Raw genomic sequence first — 24,755 nt, 5'->3', positions numbered from 1 at the left:
GCCAGCCCGGCCCGCCCCATCGCCCAGGCGACGGACGCATAGCTCAGTTGGTAGAGCAGCTGACTCTTAATCAGCGGGTCCTTGGTTCGAGCCCAAGTGCGTCCACCACCTGTCCGCGTATGGACGCATAGCTCAGTTGGTAGAGCAGCTGACTCTTAATCAGCGGGTCCTTGGTTCGAGCCCAAGTGCGTCCACCATACTTTCCAACGACATCGGCAATCAAAGGGGTCGTTGGAGAGCTAGCCTCCCCTGACTATCCCCTTCTACCCTCGATGAGCAAGCTGTCAGAGGCCAACCCCATCGGCTAAGCGACACGTAAGGCAGCAGCAGGCAGACAAAGTTCAGGGGACCTTCGTGGGACGGATTGGTGGAAAGCGGCCCGTCCGCTTTCTAGCGCTGGGATGGCTCATGCGACCGCTTGTTCATCTGTCACCGTCCGAGCTTCCGGGCGATCTCCGCCGCCTGCAACATCCGCAGGCCTGGAATGTGGAGGAGGGCTCGCTGGACGCAGACTTCACCTGTCCCCGCCGCGTTTACGCCGGCCCGGATTGCCGACGCTATGTCCTAACGGTTGGCTTACGGGTGTCGCGTTTAGTCGGCAGATCGGACTTCAGCTGGTTGCCCCCTGAATTGCCGCGGACCATCGTCGCCAGGTCGCCGACCGCCATGACCTCTTCGTTCGCCGAGAGCCTGTCCAGCTGACGCTGATAGGCAGCGCGCACGGTCTCTTCCGACCACGTCGCCACACTCGCCACCCCACCCCACAGGATTTTGGCCGGCCCGAACGCGACCCGCCGGCGCGCGCCGTGCATTTCGTCCCGGCCGGTCGGACGATGCGCCACCGCACTGAAGACCTGATCACCGATGGTGGCGGCGCTGTAGGCCAGGAACCCATCGATCCTTGCGGGCGCGTCCGGCTCAGGGTCAAAGTCGATACAAATAGCGCGGTCCGACGCCAGCGCTCCAAGTATCTCGAGGTCGCCTGCCGCGTCCTGTACGTCGCCCATCGTGCATTCGTCCGAGGTTGCCCCGGCCGTAATGACAATGGTCCTAATCGCGTTTGTGCCGAGCGCCAGCAACCCCCACGCCTCGCTCTGGCCGGCCTGCTTCATCGTGATCGAACCGAGGTCGAGGTCCTGCCCGTCCACGCTCGCGTGGATCGAGACGCCCTCGCCGGGCTTGCTCGCCATCAGGGTCGCGAAGGCGCAAATCTCCTCCAGCTTCGCCGTGTCGTCGCGTTGGAACGATGCGTGGGCGCGGATCCGGTCCTTCGGCCCCACGATCACCTCGAGCGGGCGGGACGCGACTCGGACCGCGAAGGAGCCAGCGGCGCGCGCTATACAGCCTTGCTGGCACGGTCAGCCCTTCGCCGTTGTGGAATTCGAGCCGTAGAGTGCACCGCCTCCCTTCCGGGGTCAGGTGGACCTGAACGTCACTCTCGTCGATCTCGGGCCTTCGCGCGCGGATACCGAAGCGCTCGCTGGTGTAGGTGAAGCGCTTGGCGTCGACGTGCGGGCGGAGCCCCAGCTGGATGTCGATCATCTCGTCGACGTTCCGAAGGGTTAGCGTCATGTGCGCCGTGCCGAAGCCATGTTCGAAGCCAACCGTATCGACGAAGCGCCTCTTCGCCGTCGCGTAGGGCGCGGGCACGGCCTCGACCTCTGCCCTGATCCAGTCCAGCAGACCGGGGCCGCGTTCGTCCTGCAACGAGAAGCCGAGGGATACGGATGATTGGTGCGTGGCGGTCACGCCGTTCGCGTCCGCCTGGCGAGCGGCCTTCAGCCAGTCGGCAATCAGCACACTCCAGACGTGCCGGGCGAAGTAGCGTGGCTCCGCCCCGTCGAGCGTAACAAGCACGACGAACTGCGGAATGTCGGACTTGGCATAGCGCAACGCGTTGGAGAGGCTGATCGAGACAGTCCGCGACGAGCCCGTCGTGGTCTTGACCTGGACGGCAGCGACGACGTGTCCGGGCTGCATGTCGATCGAGGCGAACGGCACGAGGCGGGCGGGGAACTCTATCAGCTTGTCCCAGCCGTAGTCGTCCTCGATCGACCTGTTGCAGGTGACGCCTGCGTCCGAGCACATGAGGTCGAAGCGCTTTTCGCCGCGACGCCCGATCATCTGGCTATCCATCGCGACGCTTCCTCGACTTGAGCTGGTGGCCGTCGCCGGTCGCTCTCCGGCCGCGCCCGCCCTTGCCGCCCGGCTTGAACCTGCGGGGCGTCTGGAGATGGGAGGCGATCTCCTCGGCGACCGAAGCGAACGCGCGGAGGCGCCCGACGAGCTCGTTCCGCTCGGCCTGCAGCCTGCTCGCAGCGGCTGCCTCCTCCGTGTCGACAGCGGACTTCCCGCCACCTCTTTCCTTCGGGGCTTCGCCATCCATCGGCTGCGAGGTAACGACCGCCTCCTCGAGGAGGAGGACGATCGGCTCAATGTCGGGAAACCCGCTCCTGACCAGCCAGATCCAGTCCTTCTCCTCGGCAAGGCCCTGGCGAACCGCGTCGCCGATCAACGCCCTTATGATCGCCCGCGCACCCTGGTCCACCACATGGGCGAACTGCACCTCTCGGGCCGACGATTCCCCGCCATCCCCCAAGCGCCGGAAGAACCAGCCGTCACCGTCGCGTAGCGCGCGGACGGCGGATCCCACCTCCTCGACGGACTGCAGCGGCGCGCGGTCGAAGATCGCGTGCCGCGCCTTCCAAAGATCGAGGATCGCGCGTCGACATCTCTCTTGCGCCTCGTTCGCTTGAGCGCCCTTCGCCTCCTGCGCCTCCGTCATCAGGCGGGCGACGTGGTGCGCCATCCAGCTAAGCGCGAGGTCGTTGGCCCCGTCACCCAGCTGCTGCATCAGCTGCTTGCCAAGCGCGACGGTCTCCGCCCAGCCAAGTGAGGCGGCCGTCGCCGTCGAGGATGAAGTATTTGGCATAGGTGCTGGGCTCCTCGTCCCTTCCACGCGAACTGTATCGTTTCAGCCCGACCCGCACGATAAGGCTTCGCTCGAGTGCCTTCAGCACACCGACGACGTGCTCGATGGGGACGGTCAGCGTGCTGCCGTGGTCCAGTCGCTCGTCCTGGCGGTCCTCCGGCGGCTCACCCCACGCCGTGCGCCGGGCGTGGAACGCCGGACGGCCCTCTGTGCTTTGCCAGGTCCGCCGGTCGTTGGATCGCCGTAGGCGCAGTATGCGACGCACAATCCGGCCTGGCGAGAAGGTGGCGGCGCGGGTGCCGGCGAACGGGTCGGAAGTGTCGATTCCGTCGGCGCGGTCGTCGTTCGCGATCCAGGGCGTCACTCGCATCTTCTGGAACCTGAGGTCAATATCTCCGCCGTCCGTCGGGATCCAAGGGAAGCGCCCCGGGAACGTCTGTAGTGCGCGGAGGAGGTCGATCGCGAACTCGGGGCGGACCAAGGCCGAACCAACGCTCCCGCCCTCCCGCGCGAGGCTCCAGTGCCGTGTCCAGTCTCCCGCTATCCGCATGCCGCCATCGGCGTCGAACAACGCGTTCTCGAAGTCAGTTGCAGCGACGCGCCATTGCCAGTCGTCGTTGTCCCGACCGCCGACCGGCTCCGGCCAGTCCGAGGTCGGGTCTGGATCGCGCAGGTCGGACTGCCACATCGGCGGAGCCGACAGGAAATGCTCGCAGAGCAGGTAGCTCTCCTCGCCAACGAGGATTGGAGTCGGGCCGTCGCCCTCAAGCAGTTCGCCGACCGCGAGGAACAGGCCTTGCCACGCCTCGTAGGTCGCGAGCGTCTCCTTCTCGGGACCTTCGCGGTAGCGGTGGTCGTAGACGCCTAGGGACGAGCGCGGGTCGTCGACCCAAGCCTGGACCGGTTCGCGGCCGAGCCGCTCCCTGATCGCGCGGGCCGCGCGCGCCCGCAGTTCGATCTGGGAGACCTCGAACGCGCTGGCGATCGGGTTCGCCTCGCGCCTGTCGAAATCGAACGGGAAGTGGTATTCCTCGCCTTTCGGTTTGGCACTCGGCGTCGGGATTGGACGTCTGGACGCATCCCTCTCGAGGACATGAAGCAGCGCTTCGCGCTCGGACGGATCGGGGGTGAACTCTCCGGCGGCCTCCAGCGTAAGGAGCGCCTGCGCCGCCCACTGCCGCTGGACGACGTTCAACTGGGATCGATCGGCGAGGCGTCGCAACTGGGGGATCGCGCTAATCACGCTATTTGGCAGTTCGTCCGCTAGACGCGCGATCGCGACCAGTAGGTGGGTCCGGGCGAGCTCGGCGTAGAACGGCAGCCGCTGGTCGATGAACGCTCCGCAGCCGGTCTCGGACAGCTGGCCCAAGACGGCGTCGAGCGTCTCGGTCTCACCATGCCTCGCAAGGCGCCGCACGACGTGCGTCGCGCGCCACCGCCGTCTCGGGCTCGGATCACCGAGACTCGTCCACACGAGCAGCGCCACCGAGGTCGGGACGTCCTCCGACGGAACGAGTGCGGCCCGCCAGTCGCCATCGGGCTCGTCGGCCGAGACGATCGCCTCGAACCTGTCCAGCGTGAAGGCGAGCACCTCGTGGCGGTCCTTGGGCTCAAGGAGATCCTCGTTGACCTGCCGGGCGAGCCAGAAGAGCGACGACGATCCCAGTTCGTCGACCTGCGTCCCGATGCCCCTTATCAGAAGGCGCAGCAGATCAGGACGATCGAGTTCCGTGAGTTGAAGGAGCGCTCCAGTCGCGCTTTTCCAGTGATAGCTCAGCAGATCGAAGGGCCGTCGTTCGATGATGTCGGCGGCCAACCGACGCCCTTCCTGCGCGATGGCCAGGCTGGGTGCCCAGGCGGTCGCGGCCTGTGACAGCAGCGCGAGCGCGTCCTCAACGTCGACCTCCGCTTTCGCGACGGTGCGGAGATGGTCGATGCGCTGGGCGACCGTGATCTGCCCGCGCATTGCCGCAGCCAGTGGATCCAGCGACGCTCCATAGGATGCGGCGGCCTTGAATTCGGCGACGGCAGCGGCGACGTCGACCGGATCCGTGAGGTGCTTGCCGGCGACGATCGCGGCGTGGTCGATCACGGGCTCGGGGCGCGGCGTGTAGTTGCCGGCGTTGCGATCCGCCGACGCCCGCCGGCGCGCGAACACGGCGGCTATGTCCGGAGGAATCGGCGACACCGCCTCGACGGCCGCCACCGCGTCCCGCATGTCCCAGGCGTCATACTTCTCGTCGACCATGTCGCGCAGGATGCGTTCGCCAATTTCGGCCTGCACGGGCCCGGCGAGCGCAGCGAGCAGGGCTGGAAGGTCCTTGAACCGCCACACGCCGCCGAACGCGTGGAGGGCCGCGGTCATGCCCAAGCCGATCACGCCCGCCTTGAGCAGCGTCTCTCCTAAGTCCGAGAGATAGGTCGGGATGGCGACTCTTTCGCGGCTGTCCAGGCGCGACAACGCCGCGAGCGCCGTCGGGGGGTGCATGTGCGCCAGCGTCTTGAAGACTTCGTGCCAGGGAAACTTGTGGCTGTTGATCTGCGCGTAGACCTCGGCCAGCCGCAGCACGCGGTATCCATGCTCCGGTGCCCGCGCGTCGCCGGCCAGGGAACGGCCCATCTCGAGGAGCATGTAGAGCCGCTCGTGCAGCTCCTCCCCAACCCTGTCGGCCTCCTCCAGTGCCTTTGCAAAGAAGGCGGCGCTCTCCTCCTTCATTATCGGCATCAGCTCGCGGGCGATCGCCGCGAGGTGGCCGGTGCGGACTTCGGCGTCATCATGCGCGTCCTCGCCGGTCTCGGCGGCGACGCCCCCGAGCCGGATCAGTTCGCCATGCAGGGACTCGAACGGGGTGAGCATCCCGATCAGGGTCAAGCACTCTTGCTGCCAAAGGGTCTTGTCCCCTGCGGCCTTCCGCTCGCGGCCCTGAAGGAGTTCCTCGTCGAGGACGCCAGCCCATGCCAGGAGCTCGACCTCGGCCAGCAGGCGCGTGCCGCGAAACTCGCGTTCCTGCCACCTGTCGAAACCGACCAGGCTTCGGCCCTGCGACAGCGCCTCAATCTCCGCCGGCGCGTCAAGCCTCTCGCCCGTGAGCACGCGCGCGCGCAGCAGGAACGTCGGCAGCAGCCTGTCGTGTATTTCGCGGAATTCGGGACGGACGGGGGGTAGCTCCTCACTGGAACCGCGATGCGCGCGCCTCCAGAGATCCTCGATCGAGGGCACCGACCCGGAGAGCGTGGCTGTCAGGGCTGTGGCGCGCATGGACCGGACGATGCGGCCGCCCACGTCGGGAAGGGGATGGCTGGACATCGACCAGTTCGCCCGCCCCAGCAGTTCGAGTGCCTCGTCCCGCAAACCGTGCTTGGCGCCGCATTCGGCGACCGTCAGCAGGGCGTCGGCGAAGTTCGAGTCGTCGTATCCGAACGGGCCCGCCGGGAGGTCCGTCGCGGTCAAGGCGTTGATCGTCTGGCGGACCAATTCGACGCCCGTGTGAGCGCCTCGCTGTTTCTGGGCCAAGTGGACGGCCGCCCTCGCTTCGCCCGACCATAGCCGGTCCAGCAGATTACCGACCTCCACCGTGCGGCCAGCGTCGAGCATCTTACGTGCGCACGAGAGGGTGAACTTGAAGCGGAAGTCGCCGGGCGTGAATCGTTCTGCGAACTTGGCGGCGGCTTGCGCGCCTTCCAGCAGGCAGGTGGCGAACAGCATGGCCGCCACGCTGTCCTCGTCGATCGAATCCTCAATTGGGGTCCAGTCGTCGGGTTCGCGCGCACGGGCCCGCCTGACCCATTCGTCCAGCCAGCGTAGCGCGAGGTGTAGGAAGCCCCTGGCCTCGTCCCGGGTCTCCGGCATGACCGCAAGCATCTCCGCCTTATAGGCATTGACCGACCCGAACCAGCTGCCTCCCCAGCGCCGATGGACGAAGTCCTGCGTGACCTCGGCACCGCTGAGCAGCGGGACGAGGTCCGCATTGTCTTGGAGGAACCGGTCCTGTCGTTCGGAGGTCGCCACCTGCTCGCCCGCACGCACGAACAGCTTCGCGACGCTGGTCATGTCGTCGAGCTCGAAGGCCGAGCGAAGTCCGAAGCGAACCTGCTGCAGGACGATGGCCTGCCGTTCGACCGGCTTGTCGGCGAAACCCGGATCGCTCGCCAGCGCCAAGTGCATGAGGGCGGAATGGCGTCCGGCCTGCAGCATGAGCTGGGGGAGGGACAGGGCGGCGTAGGCGTCGGAGAGGGCGAGGGGCGCAAGCCGGTCCACGAACCTTCCCGCCGCCTCGGAGTCGGGCACGAAGTTGTCGATGAACCACTTCTCGACCGGCTCGTCGCGGAACTGGAGGGCGTCCTCGCGGAGCATCAGAGGCCTTCCGCCACCGAAGTCGCTGGCGAAGCTGGCGATCTGCTCCGCGCTGGCGCCTCCGATCTGCGCGAGGATGCGGATCGGGACCATTGGCGGTAGCCCGGCGAGGCCGGTGCACAGCGCGTCGATGTCCGCTTCCGGCTGCGCGTCGCGGACTTGGGCGAGTCCCTTCTCGAGCTGGCCCTCGATCACGTCTTCGACCGAAAGGCCACCCGGCCCTAACTGGTCGATGGCGGCGGCAAGCGTCCCGGCGAGCGCAAGCTGGTTTGCCTGGACGCGGGGGTTGCCGAAGGTGAGGCGCCGGAAGGTCGCAAAGTCGCGGATGTCGGCGCTCGGATCGTGCCGTCGGACGAAGTTGCCGGTCTCTTCGTCATTGAATCCCTCGAGCGGGAATACCCTGACGCTGTCGGCATGAAGTCCCCCTACGCGCTCGGGTCTCGCGAGCGCGAGAATCCGACATCCCTCCGGTGGCGGCTCAGCGAGCAGGCTCGATACGAAGGGCGCGTCATGGTGGAGTCTGGCCGCGAAGACGCTGTTGTCGGCAGCGTCCAGCACGACGGCGACAAGTGCGTCGGGCGACCGTTTCCGGACGAGCGCCGCAGCCTGCCGCAAACGGTCCCGGAACGCCACCAGGAGCTCCCGGTCGCCGCCGCCCACCGGTAACAGCACGTCGCACAACCCCCTGCCAGCGAGTTCGTTGGCGAGTTGAACTAGACCGACGTCGTGCCGGTGCCGCCTCTCCGATGGGACACGGTATCTGCCTCCGGCGAACCCGTCGAACAGCACGGTCTCGGAACCTGCCGGAAGTGAACCGGCGATACGCTGTGCGATGATGGACTTGCCGGTCCCGCCGCTCGCGGTGACGAGGATGGGAGTCGCCGCCGTCCGGATGACTTCGGCGAGCTCGGGCTCCTGACGCCTGACGACCGGCTTTTTCAAATCCTCGAACTCGGAGGGTGCGGGGAACAGTTTAGCTGGATCGTCGACCCCGAAGGCCTGTAGTACCGTCTCCAGGCGGATCGTCGGATCCTCCGCGTGGGTGCTGGTGCCGAAGCGCCGGACGGTGTCGCGCAACACAGTCACGGGATCGCGCGCGATCGACGGCAGCAGGTCGTTCGCTTCTTTAGCGGCCCGCGCGGCGACGGCCTCCCGGGAGGCTTCGCGATGGCCAAGATCCACGAGGTTCAGGAACGTGTTGAGCGGATTGCCGGCGAGCTTCGTGATCGTTGGCATAGCCGTCGTGACGGTCAGCGCGTGTCCCTTGGGCGGATCGGCCCTCTTACCTATTAGGTGGTCGATCGCGTCGAGCACGTTCTTCGAGATGGGACGATTTGTGACGAAGCGGAAGCGGAGCTTCGACCGGGCCATAGCAACTCCGCATTCCCGCGCGATCTTCCGGTATCGGGCGGCGAACTGCTCCATCATCGGCTCGACGTCGCTCCACGACCATGGCCTGTCGGGATGCTGCGTGGAGTATTTGAGCTGATTCACGACGATGAGGCTCGCGTCCTCCAGCGTCTCGCCGTCGTGATATTCAACCGTGTCGGCCACGAGCAGCCCCTCCGCGATCCGTCGTCCCTTGTAGCGGTCGCGATCCGAGATCCCCTCCACGGCGACCGCGACGAGGCCATCGCGCCCGCCGAGGATCCTAAGCGCGCGACGGGTCGTCCAGTTGATGTGGAAGTCCTCGCCGTCGTTCCGGAACCGGACGAGGTCGGTGAACTCTTCGCCTGCCACGCCTTCTTCGGTCCACTCCTAATCGTCGAAGGATTAGAATGGACTAAGAACGCCGTGCAGCCCAGCATAATCTTCGCCGATCTGCTTCGGTCGGCCATGATGTTGGGATACGCGGCGTCTGGATCGTCTGCAGGCCTATTCCTCCGATGCCGAGCCGGACCTCTCGACCATCGTCGCGCCCGGGCGCTTCTTTAGTAGGTCGCGTAGTCGCGCCACGAGGCTTCGCTCGCTCTTCACCGTGCATAGCTGGACGCCGTCAATGGACAACTGGACGAAGGACGCCGCCGCCGCGACGGTCTCCAAGTGCGTGCCGCCAAGCACCTCCTCGCTGCTTGGCGCGACCCGCAGGTAGATCTCGGATCCGTCGGGCGGTTCCGCCAGTGCTGGACCGCCGAACGCCATGTAGCGGTTGGCCTTGTCCAGGCTCGCCCACTGACCGGTGCGGTCGAAGTCGACGTGGTTGCCGCCCAGCTTGTTGGCGACGAAGCGCAGAATATCCGCGGTCGTGAACCACTGGCCGTCGTACAACAGCCGGGGCTGCGAAAGGAACCGCTTCAGCGGTAGCGTTGCCCGCGCCTCGGTCATGAACGACCGGTCGACCTCGTGCGGCTCGAGCGGACTGTCGCCGATGAAGCGAATCGGCCTCCCGTCCAGCATGATGCCGCCGGTGAGGAGGTAGCGGTAGGCGCCGGTCCTCGCCTGATATTCCACGGCGGCCGCGTTGCCCTGCACGACGAACGTGGCGTCGGTCCGCAGCGGTGCGAGCAGCTTCTTTAGGTCGCCGTCGACCAACCAACGCCGCATCAGCGACGACAGCAGCCTGATCGAGCCCTCGCTCAACGGCTGGCGCTGCTTGAACAGCAGGGGGACTATTTCCTGGATATCCGCGAGGAGCAAGCGGACCATCTCGGCATGTTCACTATCGGCTAGTATTGTCGCGCCCTTCGCAAACTTCGGTTGGGGTCCAGATGGGTGTCCAGGTACCGTTTCGCCATCTTGGCCATGCTGTCGGATAAGTCTTCTTCCGCGGTGCAGCCTGAAGCGGCTGTCACGCGGTGACGCACGATGCGGCCGATTCGTCCAGAACCTGTGCTCCCCGGTCAGGAGAGTGGCTGAGATTTTCCGGGCCCGGCGGTCGCCGAGCCCACGTCCGTCCACATCATGATCGAATTAGGCGGCTTCGTGATCGCCGACACCCGGCATGCGGGCCTACACTGGAGATGAGCCACTCGCCCGCCTGCTACGACCGCTGCCCTACCGTCTTCTTCTCGGCGGTCGCCCGCGCTGCGCCCGTCATCTTCTAGCTGTGATCAAACGAAACCTGAACCCTAGGTCGCGTGAACGAACGGCGGAAAATGGGAATGCGATAACGATCCGCGAACGACAGATTGTGGGTCTCGGTCGCCTCGGCACATTTCGACCATTTTTTGCCGTTCCGGTCAGGTCACGGGTACGACCGCTATCGCCAAGAACGGCCAGTCATCGGTTCTCGACCGAGGGGCAGCATCGCCCGATCAGAAGTCATTCGTTGCACGCTCCCCCGCCGTGACACTGGCTGCTGCGGCACACCATTTGGCAGTCCCATTTTTCCGTCTCTCCGGGACATTTTCGGGAAAGAGCAAACGGGAACAGATTTCGGGAAAACTGCCCCCTATAGGCATAGGAAAGGCCGCTCCGCTCGTTTTGTCCCGTTCGACCTTCCTTTACGGGAACGCCAATCAGGCTCTGGTTAGCTCAGTTTTGCGCGTGATAGTCCAATGCTCCAGTCGTTTGTAGACGATCACCTTGTCGCCGAGCAGATCTCCATGCCGGCGACAGAAAAGGTCGAGCTGATCGTGATCGCCGACCAGTTCGACACAGATCGTCAGATGCGGATCGGCAATTTCCGAGCCGTTCTCCCGGATCGATTCGTGATTGCTGAAGCCGTAATGGGTATTTTGCGCGACGGCGTTGATGATGCAGTCCGCCTTCGCGGTGCGAATCAGCTCACGATAGAGCGGCTTTGCCCCCCAGAAGCGACGCGGGCCGATCTTGTCGGACGGTTTTAGATAGATGCGCAGCATCCCGACTTCGCGGTGATGGACAGTGAAACGGTTGGGCATGACGGGCTTTCGACAGGAAACAGGATCAGGCGCGCGTGCGCCGGCGAGAAGCGCGGTGCGTGCGGGCATCGCGCAGGGTCGCGTCGGGTGTGAGGTGTGCGGCAGGTACCTTTGGTACAGCGACGCGCTGCGACAGGTAGATGCCGTTGTGGCCTGAGCAGAGGTAGGCGACGAAGCACGCGACTGCGATCGGCACGGCATAGGTCGCGCCAAACAATTCGATCCCCATGAAGGTGCAGGCAAGCGGCGTGTTGGCTGCACCCGCGAACAGCGCGACGAAGCCGATCGCCGCGAACACCCCCGTCGGCACTCCAAATACGGGCGCGAGCGCATTGCCGAGCGCCGCGCCGATGAAGAACAGCGGGGTCACCTCCCCGCCTTTGAAGCCGGCACTTAGGGTGACGACGGTGAAAAGCAGCTTCAGCGCCCAGCTCCACGGGTACGTATTGGAGCCGAAGAAGCTGGCAATGGTCAGGCCACCCGGCGTTGCCGCCAGCGTGCCTAGGCCGAGATAATCTTGCGTGCCAAATAGCCAGACCAGCGCGATCACGGCCAAACCACCGATAACGGGTCGTAGTGGGCCATAGGGTATCACGCGCTTCAGCCATCCGCCGAGCGCATGGTTGGCCTCTGCAAAGGCCAGCCCGACCAATCCGAATACGACGCCCGCGAGGCTGGCTTTTGAGACGAGCGACGCGTCGACCGGCACCATCGCATCGACATGGTAGGCGCCGTGATGAATGCCCCAGGAAAGACAGGTCCAGTCACCCACCAGTGCCGCGACCAAGCATGGTACTAGCGCACGATACTCGACCCGGCCGATCGCCAGGACCTCCAGCGCGAAGACCGCGCCCGCGATCGGCGTCCCGAAGACCGCGCCAAAGCCCGCCGCGATTCCGGTCATCAGCAGGATGCGTGTCGCTTCCGCATCCAGCTTGAGTGCGCGGCCGAAGCCGCTGGAAAGGCTGCCGCCCAATTGCACGGCGGTGCCTTCACGCCCCGCCGATCCCCCGAACAGGTGCGTCACGACCGTGCCGAAGAAGATGAGCGGGGCCATGCGCAGCGGCACACCGCCCCCCGGTTCATGGATTTGCTCGACGATGAGGTTGTTACCGCCTTCGACCGAGCGCCCTGTCAGATGGTAGAGCAGTCCGACCATGAACCCGCCGATCGGCAGCAGGTAGAGCAGCCAGGGAAAGGCAAAGCGAAGCCGGGTCACGGCATCGAGGCTCCACAAGAAGGCCGCGCAGAGCGTTCCCACCGTTGCGGCCATCGGGACCAGGATCAAAGCCCACCGCAGCACCGACATGGCATGGGTGCGGCGATCGCGAATGAACGCTGCCATGTTGAACTGGTCGTAGAGATTGCGAAATGTCGCGCGCACGATTCCTCCTTGCTGCCTTGCGGCGCTTGGTAGGAATCATCGGCCCTTGCGAGGGCGGTTCGGCCGAATGGCCCGGCGGAAATCCATCGCCGTGCCCGAGCATATGATGTCCGACGGCGACCTGGTCAACCAACCGCAGGGTTGCGAAGGGACCATATGTCTTGGTGAAGATCGATAAAATGACTGCACCCATGGAATAAACCCCGACGGGCGTCGTCTACGCTTTCGAGACTGATGCGCCGGAGGCTTATGCGTAGACGAAATTGGATGCTGGGTCTGACTGCTTCGGCCATGCTCACCGGCGCAGTCGCGGCCGCCCCCGCCGATGGCTACGCCAGCATGGTATCTGCCGCGATGGACCGGATGATGGCGGGCATGATGGTCAAGCCGTCCGGCGACGTCGACCGCGACTTCGTCGCAATGATGCTTCCGCATCACCAGGGCGCCATTGATATGGCGGTGGCAGAGCTGCGCTACGGCCATAACGAGCAGCTCAAGCGCATTGCGCAGGAGATCATCATCGATCAGCAGCAGGAGATCGCCGCCATGAAGTTGGCGATCGGTCAGCCGCTACCCCCTTCGACGCCAGCCCCGACGCAGGGCGGCGACCACCACAGCCATATGGAGCACTGACATGATCCCGACCTTCCTGCGCTCGGCCGCCTTGCTGATGAGCGCCGCACCGGGCATTGCCATGGCCCAGCAGGCGCCGTGGAACGCCAAGGACGTGCCTGTCAGCCACCGCGACCGCGTCTATGCATCCGAACAATTCTCCAACACGGTGTCGGTGACGGACCCGGCCGACAACAGGTTGCTCGGCGTCATCAAGCTCGGCGATCCGCAGCCGATGAATTTTTCCCCGCTCTACAAGGGGCAGGTGCTGGTTCACGGCCTCGGCTTCTCGCCGGACGGGAAAACACTGGCGGTCGTGTCGATCGGATCCAACGCCGTGTCGTGGATCGACACCGCCACCAACACCGTCAAGCACACGACCTATGTCGGGCGCAGCCCGCATGAGGCGTTCTTCACGCCGGACGGCAAGGAGGTGTGGGTTACGGTACGCGGCGAGGATTACATCGCCGTGCTCGACCCCACGACGTACAAGGAGACCGGTCGCATCAAGACGCCCGGTGGTCCGGGCATGACGATCTTCTCTCCCGATGGCCGATACGGCTATGTCTGTTCCTCGTTCAATCCGGTGCTGGCCGTGTTCGATGTCTCGACCCACGCGCAGGTCGGACAGGTGGCGCAGCCGAGTCCGTTCTGTCCCAACATCGCCGCGACGCCGGACGGCAAGCAGGTGTGGTTCACGCTGAAGGACATCGGCAAGACGGTCGCATTCGATGCCAGGCCGCCTTTCGCGATCCTCAAGGTGCTGGATACCGGACCGATCACCAATCACGTCAACTTCGCCCGCACGGTCAGGGGACAGTTCGCCTATGTCACGGTGGGCGGGGAAAACGCGGTGAAGGTGTTCCGCACGTCCGACTTCGCGCTTGTCGCTACCATCCCGGTCGGCAAGATGCCGCACGGCGTCTGGCCATCGGGCGACGGCCGGCGCATCTATGTCGGGCTGGAGAATGCCGATGAACTTGCCGCGATCGACACCGCCGGCAACAAGGTCGTTGCCACCGTGCCGGTCGGACAGGCACCGCAGGCGATCGCCTATGTGCCGAACGCTATTCCGACAGGCCCCGGCACCGACAATCTCCAACCGCTCGGTACGGCAGGCAAGGCGGTGCATCTGAACATGGGGCCAGTTGGAGGCAATGGTGCGGCAAGCAGCATTACCCTCTTCGACCAGGGCATCATTCAGGTCGTGCAGAGTGCCGTTACCGGTTTGCAGCCCAAGAAGCCTTATATGCTCGTGCTCACCGCCAACGCGGACGGCAGCGGTGCGGTAGAGCCCCTTGCGAACTTCATGAGCAATCCGGCAGGTGCGGCGATCGTCAACGCATCGGGTCCGATCCGGCAGATCGTTCAGGGCAGTGCAGCGGCCCCCCGGCGCTTTCTGGCGGTCGCCGAGGTAGTGAATGGCGCACCGGGCCGCATCGTGCAGGTGCAGCGCGACTGAGATGGACCCGCTTGCCGCCGCGATCGAGCCCCTGGTCCCCGGTCTGCGCCGTTATGCCCGGTCGTGGTTGCGCGATCGGGCGATGGCGGATGACGTGGTGCAGGATTGCCTTGAGCGCGCGGTCGGGCGCTGGCGGCAACGACGCGGGACGGAGGTTCGCCCCTGGATCTATGCGATCCTGCACAATCTGTTGGTCGACCATCAGCGGCAGCATAGCCGGCGAGGTACGGCGGTTCCGCTCCACCTCGTGGACGACGCTGCGCTCGGCCACCCGGCCGATCAGGACGCAGGCCTGCACCACCGAGACCTGTTGCGCGCACTTGATGCGTTGCCCGAGGAGCAGCGGACGGTGCTGCTCCTCATTTCCGTCGAAGGTCTGTCATATGGGGAAGTCGCTGCCGTCGTCGGCGTGCCGCTGGGAACGGTGATGTCGCGCATATCGCGGGGGCGCGACCGTCTGGCGACGCTCCTCCAGGAGGATGAACGGCCACGATTAAGGAGTATTCGATGACCAGCCCGATCGGAGAAGACGATCTGGCCGCGTGGATCGATGGCAGGCTGTCGCCCGAGCGGCAGCGTCTGGTCGACGCTTACCTTGAAGGCCAGCCGGACGTGCATGCCCGTTTGCGGGAGCAGGCGGAGCAGGCGCGAGCCCTTGCGTCCCTGTTCGCTCCCATCGCGGAGGAACCGATCCCGGCGACGATGCGCGTCGCAGCCATCAGGGGACGGCAACGCCAACCGCCTTGGCAACTCGCCATCGCCGCGTCGCTTCTGCTGGCGGTCGGATTTGGCGGTGGTTGGTCGAGCGCGCGGTGGAGCGGCGAACCCCACGCGGGCATCGCGGCGCTGGCCAATGAGGCGAGCGACAATTTCCGTGTCTATGCCGCCGACCGGATCCGACCGGCGGAAATCGGCCCCGACCAGCGCGCCATGCTGATCCGGTGGACCTCCAGCCGATTGGGTGAGCGCGTGACCATCCCGGACCTTAGCACAGCGGGTTACCGCTATGGCGGGGGGCGATTGGTCGCGACGCCCCACGGCCCTGCGGCGCTGCTCCTCTATGATGGACCGCAAGCGTCGAAGCTCGCGGTGCTGACGAGGCCCATGCAAATCGACAAGAGCGCAAGCATGACCAGCACGTCCAGCGGGACCATGGGCCGGGTCACATGGGCGGTCGACGGGATCGGCTATAGTGTGGTGGGGGAGCGCCCCGCTGCCGAGCTGCATCCGATCGCCAACGAGGTCCGGCGCCAGGCCGATGCGGCGCTTGTGTCCTGATAGCGCGTGGCCGGTTCTCAGCGCGACAGGCACTGGGCGGACCAGCGGGATCACGGCTTGCGCTCGGCATCCTTCCGGTCGGCCTCTGCCGGAGTCAGCCTGGCCCGCTCGCGAATGCGACGTTCGAGCGGAGCGCCGACGAACAGTACGAGCATCGCAAGGCTCAACCCGCCGATGATGAGCGGCCACACCGCCAACCCTGCTGCCGCGCCGATCGTGGCTGTCACCCAGATGCACGCGGCGGTCGCCAGTCCATGCACTTCCTGACCTTGGCCGACCCGCAGCACCGCACCGGCACCGATGAAACCGACGCCAGACAAAATGCCCTGCATCGCCCGCCCTGCGGCATCGGCGTTCACATTCGGCAAGCCACTGTGCACGATCGCCTGCACGGCGATGCAGCTCGCCAGACCGACGAGGCCCAGCGTCCGCAAGCCCATGATCTGCCGGTTCTCGCGCGAGCGTTCCCAGCCGAGCACCATCCCAGCCGCGGTCGCCACCACCAGCCGCCCGATCGCGTCGATCCAAAAGCCGAGGTCCGATGCCGCTGATGCTTCGATCATTCGACCAGCACGTGCACATGATGCCAGGCGGTGCACAGATAGCCGGCGAAGTTCCACATCGTATCCGGCCGCTCGGGCTGACCCTGTCCAGTCTCGTCGAAGGCGCGCACGACAAGGTGCTGGCGCCCCTTGACGAGCGTGGCGTCGAGGGTCCAGCGCCGCCAACCCCAGTGCGCCTCCGGATCATCGGTGAACGTCGCCTGTTGCCAGTCGCGACCACCGTTTATCGACACTTCGACCCGAGAGACGCGGCGATCATAGGCGATGGCATAGCCCTCGATCCGCACCTCCCCGGCCGGCAGGCTTTCGCCAGAGCCGGGCACGCAGATCGCGGCGTTGAGCGGCATGGCATTGATGGTCAGACCCTGGCTCCAGTCGACGGTGTCGCTCGTCACATCGGCAGGAAAGAGCTTGTAGTCGTGCGCCTGGATCGGTGCGTCGGATGGCGTGTCGCGCACCTCGATCCGTGTCAGCCATTTGGCGCTCCGCACCCCGGCATAGCCCGGCACCACCATGCGGAGCGGTGCGCCGTGTTCGGGCGTCAGCGGCTCGCCGTTCATCGCCCAGGCAATGAGGACGTCGGGTTGCCGCGCCTTGTCCATGGCGATCGAGACCCCGAACAATGCTTCCTCGCCTTCGACGTCCACCTCGTCCGCGCCGGTGAACGCCACAAACAGGTCGGACGCATCCGGCGCACCGACGGCATCCAGTAGGTCGGACAGTCGTACGCCGGTCCATTCCGCATTGCCGATCGCTCCCACGTCCCAGGGGTCGCCGGACGTTTTTGCGACCGGCTGGAGATCCGTGCGCCGGTTGCCGGCGCACTGGAGAACTGCCGTCACCGTCCGCGTGGCCAACGCGCTCTTCAATTCCTCCACCGAGAAGGAGCGTCTTTCCATGCTCATCCCGCTGACCTCGATCCGGTGATCGGCAGGCAGATCAGGCACCGCACCATGGCTGCGCACGTAGAACAGCGCCTGCGGCGTCAGGAACCGCTCGATCAGCGCGCCGGGCGTCGGCTCGGCGTTGTAGGGCTCGGATTTGCGCTCGATCATATCAGTCATGGACGAACCAACGCCGCAAGCGCGCGGATCGCTTCAAGTCTTCAAGACTATCGCAGACGAAGGATTACCGATCGTTCCGGTATCCAGATTGAAATAAACAGATCAAACGGTTGGTCGTATCGATCAGAGTGCGCGATATAAGCTGCATGACCTTGGAGCAGCTCAGAATCTTTGTCGGTGTCGCCGAGCGCGAACACGTCACCAAGGCAGCGGAGGCGCTGAACGTCACGCAGTCTGCTGCGTCCGGCGCGGTCGCGGCTCTGGAGGCGCGCTACGGGGTTCCTCTGTTTCACCGTGTCGGGCGTGGCATCCAGCTGACCGAAGCAGGCCGCGGCTTTCTGGAGGAAGCGCGCGCGGTGCTGGGGCGGGCAGCGCATGCCGAGACGATGCTGGCGGACTATGCCGGGCTTGCCCGTGGTTCGTTGCGGATCGTCGCAAGCCAGACGATCGCGAGCTACTGGTTGCCGGCAAAGCTCGCCGCCTTCCACGAACGCCACCCGCAGATCGCGGTCGAACTGGCGATCGACAACACCGAAGGTGCGGCAGCGCAGATCCTGAGCGGCGCGGCGGAGCTCGGTTTCGTCGAGGGCGAGGTGGACGAACCGGCGCTCGCCCTCTGGAATGTCGGGCGTGACCCGATGGTGCTGGTCGGCCGTGAGGACGCCGGGCGCGTCGACGAGGACTGGCTTCGCGCTGAACGCTGGATCGTCCGCGAGCAGGGTTCGGGCACGCGCTCGACCTTCGAGGACGTGCTGCGAACGCGCGGGTTTGATCCGGCCCAGCTGACGGTAGCGATGACGCTGCCGTCCAACGAGGCGGTGCGTACCGCGGTCGAGGCCGGTGCCGGCGTCGCCGTATTGTCGCGATTGGTCGTCGCTCGTGCGTTGAAGGCGGGCGATCTGGTCGAGCTGCCGCTGGGGCTGCCCGATCGCGCCTTCCACGCGCTGCGCCACAAGGAACGCTATCGCACCCGCGCGGCGGACGCGCTGACGGACCTTATCAAGGAGCAGGTCGCATGACTGCCAAAACACCTCCGGTCCTGACCGGCCTCAAGCCGCTCAGCCGGCTCGACCATCCGCGCGAGATGATCCGCCAGTTCACGCCCAACTGGTTCGCCGCGACCATGGGCACCGGCATCCTCGCTCTCGCGCTGCCGCAGGTGCCCGGCATCGGCCCCGCGCTCAAACCGATTGGCGAGGTGTTGTGGTTCTTCAACATCGCGCTCTTCATCCTGTTCGCCGGTCTCTATGGCGCGCGCTGGGCGATGTTCGGGCATGAGGCACGGCGCATCTTCGGCCACAACACCGTGTCGATGTTCATCGGGACCATTCCGATGGGCTTGGCGACGATCATCAACGGATGCCTCGCCTTCGGGATCGTGCGGTTCGGTAACGGCATCGTGCCGGTCGCACACGTCCTGTGGTGGATCGACGTCGCCATGTCGCTCGCCTGCGGCGTGTTGATCCCCTACCTGATGTTTACCCGCCACGAGCACAGCCTGGACGGCATGACCGCGGTATGGCTGCTGCCGGTCGTCGCAGCGGAAGTGGCGGGTGCCAGCGGCGGGCTGCTCGCGCCGCATCTGGTCGATCCCCACGCGCAGATCGTGACGCTCGCGACCTCGTATGTGCTGTGGGCCTATTCGGTGCCGGTCGCGTTTGGCATCCTCGCTATCCTGATCCTGCGCATGGCGCTCCACAAGCTCCCGCACGAGAGCATGGCGGCATCATCCTGGCTCGCGCTGGGGCCGATCGGCACCGGGGCGCTGGGTATGCTGGTGCTTGGGGCGGATGCGCCGGCGATCCTCGCGGCGCACGGGCTGGTCGATGTCGGTACCGTCGCGCAAGGGATCGGCGTCGTCGTCGGGCTCTGCCTGTGGGGTTTCGGCCTGTGGTGGCTGGCGCTCGCGACGCTCATCACCATCCGCTACTGGCGCGCCGGCGTCCCATTCAACCTTGGCTGGTGGGGCTATACCTTCCCGCTCGGCGTCTACACCGTCGCCACCTTCCGCCTCGGTACGACGCTGAACCTCGGCTTCTTCGGTATCGTCGGCACGGTGCTGACGATCGCGCTCGCGGCGATGTGGCTGCTGGTCGGTGCCAAGACGCTCGCCGGAGCATGGCGCGGCAACCTGTTCGTCTCGCCCTGCATCGCTACCCCGAACTGATCCACCCTGATGATCGGATCAGTCGGTCCGATCACTTGCAGAACGCCGCTTCGATCCGCCAGCGTGGCTGGCCACAGGAGAGCCTTGTCATGTACAATTTTGACGCCGCGCTGGCGAGTAAAACCAGCCGTCGCCGCTTTCTCAGGCGTACGGCGCTCGGCACCGCCGGCCTTGCCGCAGCACCTGCGCTGGCGCAGCAGCTCGTCGACCTGAAGCTGCCTGGCGGCAATGCCGAGCGGCCGATGACCAGCGCCTTTCCTGGCAAGGGCAGCATGATCCTTCAACGCATCCATCCTCCGCTGTTGGAGACGCCGATGGACGTGTTCGACAAGTCGGTGTTCACGCCCAACGACCAGTTCTTCGTTCGCTGGCACTGGGCCGACATTCCAACCTCGATCGACGTCGAGAGCTTCCGCCTCAACGTCTTCGGCCACGTCAACCGACCGCTGTCGATCAGCCTTGCCCAACTGCTGCGCCTGCCGCGGGTCGAGATGGCGGCGATCAACCAGTGTTCGGGCAACAGCCGTGGGCTGTTCCAGCCCCGGGTCGCCGGCGCGCAATGGGGCAACGGCGCGATGGGCAATGCCAAATGGCTCGGCGTGCGCCTGCGCGACGTGCTGAACCTCGCGGGGGTCAAGGCAGGCGCGGTACAGGTGCGCTTCGGCGCGCTCGATCAGCCGGTTGTGGCGGGCGCCCCTGACTTCGAGAAGGCGCTCGACATCGACCATGCCCGCGACGGCGAAGTGATGATCGCCTTCGGCATGAACGGCGAGCAGCTGCCGCTCCTCAACGGCTTTCCCTGCCGGCTGATCGTCCCGGGCTGGTATTCGACCTACTGGGTCAAGATGCTGAACGCGATCGAGGTGCTGCCCGGCCCTGACGACCAGTATTGGATGGCCAAGGCCTACAAGATACCGGCGACACCCGGCGCGAATGTCGCGCCCGGTGCCAAGGACTTCCCGACCGTGCCGATCAATCGCATGATCCCGCGCAGCTGGATGACCAGCCTGCCGGATGGCCAGGCGATCGCCTATGAAGCGTCCATCCCGGTTGGCGGGATCGCGATGGGCGGCGACTGCGGCGTCGCCAAGGTCGATGTCTCATCCGATGGTGGCCGCACCTGGTACAGGACGACGCTCGGAGCGGACGAGGGCAAGTATAGCTTCCGGCGCTGGGATGGTCGCGTGCCGCTTAGGCGCGGTCCCAACCCCATCATGGTGCGCTGCTGGAACGCCAACGGTGTCGCTCAGCCGATGAAGCCGATCTGGAACCCAGGCGGGTTCATGCGCGGCAATATCGAGACCACCACCATCATCGCGGCCTGAGGAGCGAGTAGCATGAAGACCCCGTCTCCCGGTATCATGGCCGCTGGCCTGATCGGCCTGACCGGCATTATCCTCGTCTCGATCGGGGCGCCGAGCAGCCGCAAGGCGCCTGCCCCGATCTCCGAGACATCCGAGCCGGCACCGCCCACCAGCGTCTCAGCCCGCGGCTTTTCGCTCGCCTCGACCAGCGTCGACCTGCCGGTCGACGAAGCGACCTATCCCGATGGTCCGCACGCCAACGTCATCAACGCCAACTGCACTTCGTGCCACTCGGCCAGCATGGCGCTGACCCAGCCATCGCTATCGGCGGATCAGTGGAAGGCGACCGTCACCAAGATGCGCAAGGTGTACAAGGCCCCGGTGGCCGAGAAGGACGTCGACGCGATCGTCGCCTATCTCATCGCTATGCCGAGCCAGAAGGCGGCACCCGCGACAGGCAAGGCGCAGGATCCCGACCCCAAGGCGGCTCCCGGTGTCTCAGGTGGAACAGGCTAACCGATCTACTTCCATAATCCCGAAATACCATCGTCTTAGAAAAGCCGTTGGGAGACGATCCGTAAAAGCAATACGTCCGTCAGGTGGTTTGTGGGACCGGATCAGCCCGTGCCTGTCCAAAGCGCGCATAGAGTGTTGGCAGCACGAATAGAGTCAGCAACGTTGCGGAGATCAAGCCGCCTATCACGACCGTAGCAAGCGGCTTTTGCACTTCCGCCCCCGCGCCGTGCCCGAGCGCCATTGGGACGAACCCCAAGGATGCAACGAGCGCTGTCATGGCGACGGGGCGGAAACGGGTCAGAGCACCCTCCCTCGCCGCCTGCGCCCGCGCCATACCCTGCCGCATCAACTCCTGAATCGAGCTAACCATCACCAGCCCGTTCAGCACAGCCACACCCGACAGCGCAATGAACCCGACAGCGGCCGAGATTGAGAACGGCATGCCGCGTAACACGAGCGCGAGAATGCCGCCCACCAGCGCCAGAGGAACGCCGGTAAACACCAGGGCCGCGTCGCGGACGCTGCCGAGAGCACCATAGAGCAGCAACATGATGACCGCGAAGCAGATCGGGACGACGATCGTCAGCCGCTCGCGCGCCGCAGCCAGATTCTGAAACTGACCACCCCACTGGAGGTAGGTGCCGGGAGGGAGCGTGACTTGCGCGTCGATCGCGGCCTGCGCGTCAGCCACCACGCCAGCAACGTCGCGACCGCGGACATTGGCCTGCACCACGACGCGGCGCTTGCCGTTCTCGCGGCTGATTTGGTTTGGACCATCCCCGACAGCAACGTCCGCGACGCTCCCCAGAGGGACGTAGGAGCCGTTGGGCGTAGGAATAGGTATCTGCCCGATCGCCTGTAGGTCAGCCCGTGCGGTTTCCGCCAGGCGGATCACGACCGGGAAGCGCCGATCGCCCTCGAAGATCATGCCCGCCTCACGACCGCCAATCGTCGCGGCAACGGTATCTTGCACGTCGCCGGCAGTGACACCAACACGCGCCATCGCATCGCGGTTCGGCCGAATATCGAGCAGCGGCAGGCCCTCGGTTTGCTCAACTTGCACATCAGCCGCACCACGGATCTTGCGGAGGACTGCCGCAATTTGATTGGCGGTCGCGTTCATCTGCCCGAAGTCATCCCCAAACACCTTGACCGCCAAGTCTCCACGGACGCCCGCGATCAGCTCGTTGAAGCGCATCTGGATAGGCTGCGTGATCTCGTAGCCATTGCCGGGAATGGTCTTGAGCTTCTTTTCAAGGCGCTCGACCAGCTCAGTCTTAGGCAGGCTGGGATCAGGCCATTCGTCGCGTGGCTTGAGGATCACGAACGTGTCCGTCGCATTGGGCGGCATCGGATCGGAGGCGATTTCGGACGTGCCGGTACGCGAGAACGCGAAGCGAATTTCCGGCTCGCGAGCGATCATCTTCTCGACTGCAAACTGCATCTTCTGGCTCTGATTGACAGAGGTGCCCGCAGGCCGCCACGCCTGAACAAGGATGTTGCCTTCATCAAGCTGAGGCAAAAACTCTTGGCCCAGCGTCGAGAAGGCCAGGACAGCTGCTACCACAGCCACAACCGCAGCGCCGATCGTTATGCTCGGGCGTCGCATGGCGGCATCCAGGCCGGGTTCGTAGCGCTGTTTCAGCACTGCGATGACCCGGCTTTCCTTCTCATCCACGCGTCCGCCAATCCATGCCGCGATGGCGGCAGGGACGAATGTCAGGGACAGGATGAAGGCGAACACGAGCGCGATGATGACGGTAAGCGCCATCGGCTCGAACATCTTGCCTTCGACGCCCGAGAAGGTGAGCAGCGGGGCATAGACAAGGATGATGATCGCCTGCCCGTACACCGATGGGCGGATCATTTCGCGCGCGGACGCGGCGACGATCGCAAGCCGCTCCTCTAGCGAAAGGCGTTCGCCCAGCTCGTGTTGGCGTTCCGCTAAGCGGCGCAGGGCATTTTCTACAATGATGACTGCGCCATCGACAATCAGGCCGAAATCGAGCGCGCCGAGGCTCATTAGATTGGCCGACACCCCGGCACGTAGCATGCCGGCGCTGGTCAGCAGCACCGTGACAGGAATAACCAGGGCCGCGATCAATGCCGCCCGGATATTGCCGAGCAGCAGGAACAGCACGACGATGACCAGCACCGCGCCCTCCGCAAGGTTGCGGCCGACAGTCGCGATCGTGGAGTTCACGAGGTTGGTGCGATCCAGCACCGGCTTCACGATGATATCGGCCGGAAGCGAGCGGCTGATTGTTTTCAGGCGATCGGACACAGCCGTGGCGACGGTGCGGCTATTCTCGCCGATGCGCATGACAGCTGTGCCGACCACGACCTCGTGACCGTTTTCGGAAGCGGAGCCGGTGCGAATGCCGTGGCCTGCTTTGACGGTCGCGACCTGATCGAGCGTGATGGGGACGTTTTCGCGGGTCGCCACGACCGTCCGCGCCAGTTCGTTCGCGGTTCGCACGCGCGCGTCGGAGCGGACGAAAAGGCCCGCGCCGTTACTGTCCACGATGCCCGCGCCGATGCTGCTATTGCTGCGCTCCAATGCGGTCGCGAGGTCCTGTATCGTGAGGCGCAGCGCGGCTAGGCGTTGAAGGTCGGGCATGACGAGATACTGGCGATCGAACCCCCCAAGGGAGTCGATGCCGGCGACGCCGGCCGTACCCCGAAGTTGGGGAGCAACGATCCATTCCTGAACCGTATGCAGGTAAGTGGCCTTGTCATCTTCGCTGACCAAGTGCTCGCCTTCCGGCGTGATATAGCTGCCATCACGTTGCAGCCCCGGTTCCCCGTCGCGATGCCGGACCTTGTCCAACTCGCGAAGCTCGACCGTCCACATGAAAATATCGCCAAGGCCGGTAGCGATAGGCCCCATTTCCGGCATGATGCCTTGGGGTAGGCGTTCCTCCGCTGAACGCAGCCGTTCGGCCACCTGTTGGCGGGCAAAATAGATATCAGTGGCATCGGAAAATACGGCGGTAATTTGCGCAAAGCCGTTCCGGTTGAGCGAGCGCGTATATTCCAGACCCGGTATGCCAGCGAGCGAGGTTTCGATCGTAAATGATACTTGCCGCTCGATCTGATCGGGCGACAGAGAGGGGGCCATCACGTTGACCTGAACCTGATTGTTCGTGATGTCAGGGACGGCATCGATCGGAAGGCGTTGCAGCGCCAGAGCACCCACCAGGGCCGCGATCCCGGTGAAAAGCAGGACGAGCCAGCGGCGCTCGACCGCGAAAGTTACAAGACGGCCGATCATTGG

General features: G+C 65.2%; 18 protein-coding genes, 2 tRNA genes and 1 riboswitch. Of the genes, 10 read left to right on the top strand and 10 right to left on the bottom strand.

The genetic code is table 11. The features are described from left to right. Nucleotides 1–32: 32 nt before the first annotated feature. A tRNA-Lys gene (locus ASE67_RS02160) sits at nucleotides 33–108 on the top strand. Between the two features lie 13 nt (nucleotides 109–121). Further along, a tRNA-Lys gene (locus ASE67_RS02155) sits at nucleotides 122–197 on the top strand. Nucleotides 198–557: 360 nt separating this feature from the next. Here ASE67_RS02155 and ASE67_RS02150 read toward each other — a convergent pair. The 7 genes from ASE67_RS02150 to ASE67_RS02120 all read right to left on the bottom strand — a co-directional run bounded on the left by ASE67_RS02150 (nucleotide 558) and on the right by ASE67_RS02120 (nucleotide 12,512). Next, nucleotides 558–1,007, bottom strand: a complete 450-nt coding sequence (locus ASE67_RS02150) for a hypothetical protein (protein WP_156348464.1) — start codon at nucleotides 1,005–1,007, stop codon at nucleotides 558–560. A gap of 43 nt (nucleotides 1,008–1,050) precedes the next feature. Continuing rightward, nucleotides 1,051–2,136 carry a hypothetical protein gene (locus tag ASE67_RS02145; protein WP_055756332.1) on the bottom strand — a complete coding sequence of 362 codons (1,086 nt, stop codon included), beginning with the start codon at nucleotides 2,134–2,136 and terminating at the stop codon, nucleotides 1,051–1,053. Beyond that, on the bottom strand, nucleotides 2,129–2,854 hold the full coding sequence (locus ASE67_RS02140; protein ID WP_055756331.1) for a hypothetical protein: 726 nt from the start codon (nucleotides 2,852–2,854) through the stop codon (nucleotides 2,129–2,131). The genes ASE67_RS02145 and ASE67_RS02140 overlap by 8 nt, the downstream gene beginning before the upstream one ends. Further along, nucleotides 2,838–9,026, bottom strand: coding sequence for a hypothetical protein (locus tag ASE67_RS02135; RefSeq protein ID WP_055756330.1), 6,189 nt, complete (start codon nucleotides 9,024–9,026; stop codon nucleotides 2,838–2,840). Before ASE67_RS02135 ends, ASE67_RS02140 begins: the two co-directional genes overlap by 17 nt. 135 nt (nucleotides 9,027–9,161) lie before the next feature. Then, a complete protein-coding gene (locus ASE67_RS02130) occupies nucleotides 9,162–9,932 on the bottom strand; it encodes a hypothetical protein (protein WP_055756329.1) in 771 nt (256 codons plus the stop codon). Between the two features lie 812 nt (nucleotides 9,933–10,744). After that, nucleotides 10,745–11,128: a DUF190 domain-containing protein gene (locus tag ASE67_RS02125; protein ID WP_055756328.1), complete on the bottom strand. Its 384-nt coding sequence runs from the start codon at nucleotides 11,126–11,128 to the stop codon at nucleotides 10,745–10,747. A 25-nt stretch (nucleotides 11,129–11,153) separates the two neighbouring features. After that, nucleotides 11,154–12,512: a voltage-gated chloride channel family protein gene (locus tag ASE67_RS02120; protein ID WP_041394249.1), complete on the bottom strand. Its 1,359-nt coding sequence runs from the start codon at nucleotides 12,510–12,512 to the stop codon at nucleotides 11,154–11,156. Between the two features lie 23 nt (nucleotides 12,513–12,535). Then, nucleotides 12,536–12,612: riboswitch (Fluoride riboswitch) on the bottom strand. A gap of 167 nt (nucleotides 12,613–12,779) precedes the next feature. Here ASE67_RS02120 and ASE67_RS02115 point away from each other — a divergent pair. The 4 genes from ASE67_RS02115 to ASE67_RS02100 are packed head-to-tail and all read left to right on the top strand — an operon-like array spanning nucleotide 12,780 to nucleotide 15,864. Then, nucleotides 12,780–13,145 (top strand): DUF305 domain-containing protein, encoded by a 366-nt coding sequence (locus ASE67_RS02115; RefSeq protein WP_229668351.1) that lies wholly within the window; start codon nucleotides 12,780–12,782, stop codon nucleotides 13,143–13,145. Nucleotide 13,146: 1 nt separating this feature from the next. Further along, nucleotides 13,147–14,586, top strand: a complete 1,440-nt coding sequence (locus ASE67_RS02110; RefSeq protein WP_041394247.1) for a YncE family protein — start codon at nucleotides 13,147–13,149, stop codon at nucleotides 14,584–14,586. Nucleotide 14,587: 1 nt separating this feature from the next. Continuing rightward, entirely contained in the window at nucleotides 14,588–15,097 is a 510-nt protein-coding gene (locus ASE67_RS02105) for an RNA polymerase sigma factor (protein WP_041394245.1), read from the top strand. Continuing rightward, nucleotides 15,094–15,864 (top strand): anti-sigma factor family protein, encoded by a 771-nt coding sequence (locus tag ASE67_RS02100; protein WP_052075881.1) that lies wholly within the window; start codon nucleotides 15,094–15,096, stop codon nucleotides 15,862–15,864. The genes ASE67_RS02105 and ASE67_RS02100 overlap by 4 nt, the downstream gene beginning before the upstream one ends. Before the next feature lie 50 nt (nucleotides 15,865–15,914). Here ASE67_RS02100 and ASE67_RS02095 read toward each other — a convergent pair whose 3' ends face one another. Then, a complete protein-coding gene (locus tag ASE67_RS02095; RefSeq protein WP_052075880.1) occupies nucleotides 15,915–16,427 on the bottom strand; it encodes an MgtC/SapB family protein in 513 nt (170 codons plus the stop codon). Beyond that, nucleotides 16,424–17,491 carry a sulfite oxidase gene (locus tag ASE67_RS02090; RefSeq protein WP_041394301.1) on the bottom strand — a complete coding sequence of 356 codons (1,068 nt, stop codon included), beginning with the start codon at nucleotides 17,489–17,491 and terminating at the stop codon, nucleotides 16,424–16,426. Before ASE67_RS02090 ends, ASE67_RS02095 begins: the two co-directional genes overlap by 4 nt. A gap of 146 nt (nucleotides 17,492–17,637) precedes the next feature. Here ASE67_RS02090 and ASE67_RS02085 point away from each other — a divergent pair, with 146 nt between their 5' ends. The 4 genes from ASE67_RS02085 to ASE67_RS02070 all read left to right on the top strand — a co-directional run bounded on the left by ASE67_RS02085 (nucleotide 17,638) and on the right by ASE67_RS02070 (nucleotide 21,478). After that, entirely contained in the window at nucleotides 17,638–18,510 is an 873-nt protein-coding gene (locus ASE67_RS02085; protein WP_041394299.1) for a LysR family transcriptional regulator, read from the top strand. Continuing rightward, nucleotides 18,507–19,658, top strand: coding sequence for a TDT family transporter (locus ASE67_RS02080; RefSeq protein WP_041394297.1), 1,152 nt, complete (start codon nucleotides 18,507–18,509; stop codon nucleotides 19,656–19,658). The genes ASE67_RS02085 and ASE67_RS02080 overlap by 4 nt, the downstream gene beginning before the upstream one ends. An 89-nt stretch (nucleotides 19,659–19,747) precedes the next feature. After that, nucleotides 19,748–20,983: a molybdopterin-dependent oxidoreductase gene (locus tag ASE67_RS02075; protein WP_055756327.1), complete on the top strand. Its 1,236-nt coding sequence runs from the start codon at nucleotides 19,748–19,750 to the stop codon at nucleotides 20,981–20,983. 12 nt (nucleotides 20,984–20,995) lie between these two features. After that, a complete protein-coding gene (locus ASE67_RS02070; RefSeq protein ID WP_041394294.1) occupies nucleotides 20,996–21,478 on the top strand; it encodes a c-type cytochrome in 483 nt (160 codons plus the stop codon). A 79-nt stretch (nucleotides 21,479–21,557) separates the two neighbouring features. Here the strand turns inward: ASE67_RS02070 and ASE67_RS02065 are convergent, their stop codons facing one another. Continuing rightward, nucleotides 21,558–24,752 carry an efflux RND transporter permease subunit gene (locus ASE67_RS02065; protein WP_041394292.1) on the bottom strand — a complete coding sequence of 1,065 codons (3,195 nt, stop codon included), beginning with the start codon at nucleotides 24,750–24,752 and terminating at the stop codon, nucleotides 21,558–21,560. Between the last annotated feature and the right edge of the window lie 3 nt (nucleotides 24,753–24,755).

Origin of the sequence: Sphingomonas sp. Leaf23 (assembly GCF_001421585.1) — a bacterium.
Classification (GTDB): Bacteria; Pseudomonadota; Alphaproteobacteria; order Sphingomonadales; family Sphingomonadaceae; genus Sphingomonas.
This window is presented reverse-complemented; position numbering and strand designations above follow the sequence as displayed.

Bases quoted from the DNA above. Each gene is read 5' to 3' on its own strand.
- ASE67_RS02150 (WP_156348464.1), bottom strand. From the start codon at position 1,007: ATGGGCGACGTACAGGACGCGGCAGGCGACCTCGAGATACTTGGAGCG.
- ASE67_RS02145 (WP_055756332.1), bottom strand. From the start codon at position 2,136: ATGGATAGCCAGATGATCGGGCGTCGCGGCGAAAAGCGCTTCGACCTC.
- ASE67_RS02140 (WP_055756331.1), bottom strand. From the start codon at position 2,854: ATGCAGCAGCTGGGTGACGGGGCCAACGACCTCGCGCTTAGCTGGATG.
- ASE67_RS02130 (WP_055756329.1), bottom strand. From the start codon at position 9,932: ATGGTCCGCTTGCTCCTCGCGGATATCCAGGAAATAGTCCCCCTGCTG.
- ASE67_RS02125 (WP_055756328.1), bottom strand. From the start codon at position 11,128: ATGCCCAACCGTTTCACTGTCCATCACCGCGAAGTCGGGATGCTGCGC.
- ASE67_RS02115 (WP_229668351.1), top strand. From the start codon at position 12,780: ATGCTGGGTCTGACTGCTTCGGCCATGCTCACCGGCGCAGTCGCGGCC.
- ASE67_RS02110 (WP_041394247.1), top strand. From the start codon at position 13,147: ATGATCCCGACCTTCCTGCGCTCGGCCGCCTTGCTGATGAGCGCCGCA.
- ASE67_RS02105 (WP_041394245.1), top strand. From the start codon at position 14,588: ATGGACCCGCTTGCCGCCGCGATCGAGCCCCTGGTCCCCGGTCTGCGC.
- ASE67_RS02100 (WP_052075881.1), top strand. From the start codon at position 15,094: ATGACCAGCCCGATCGGAGAAGACGATCTGGCCGCGTGGATCGATGGC.
- ASE67_RS02095 (WP_052075880.1), bottom strand. From the start codon at position 16,427: ATGATCGAAGCATCAGCGGCATCGGACCTCGGCTTTTGGATCGACGCG.
- ASE67_RS02090 (WP_041394301.1), bottom strand. From the start codon at position 17,491: ATGACTGATATGATCGAGCGCAAATCCGAGCCCTACAACGCCGAGCCG.
- ASE67_RS02085 (WP_041394299.1), top strand. From the start codon at position 17,638: ATGACCTTGGAGCAGCTCAGAATCTTTGTCGGTGTCGCCGAGCGCGAA.
- ASE67_RS02080 (WP_041394297.1), top strand. From the start codon at position 18,507: ATGACTGCCAAAACACCTCCGGTCCTGACCGGCCTCAAGCCGCTCAGC.
- ASE67_RS02075 (WP_055756327.1), top strand. From the start codon at position 19,748: ATGTACAATTTTGACGCCGCGCTGGCGAGTAAAACCAGCCGTCGCCGC.
- ASE67_RS02070 (WP_041394294.1), top strand. From the start codon at position 20,996: ATGAAGACCCCGTCTCCCGGTATCATGGCCGCTGGCCTGATCGGCCTG.
- ASE67_RS02065 (WP_041394292.1), bottom strand. From the start codon at position 24,752: ATGATCGGCCGTCTTGTAACTTTCGCGGTCGAGCGCCGCTGGCTCGTC.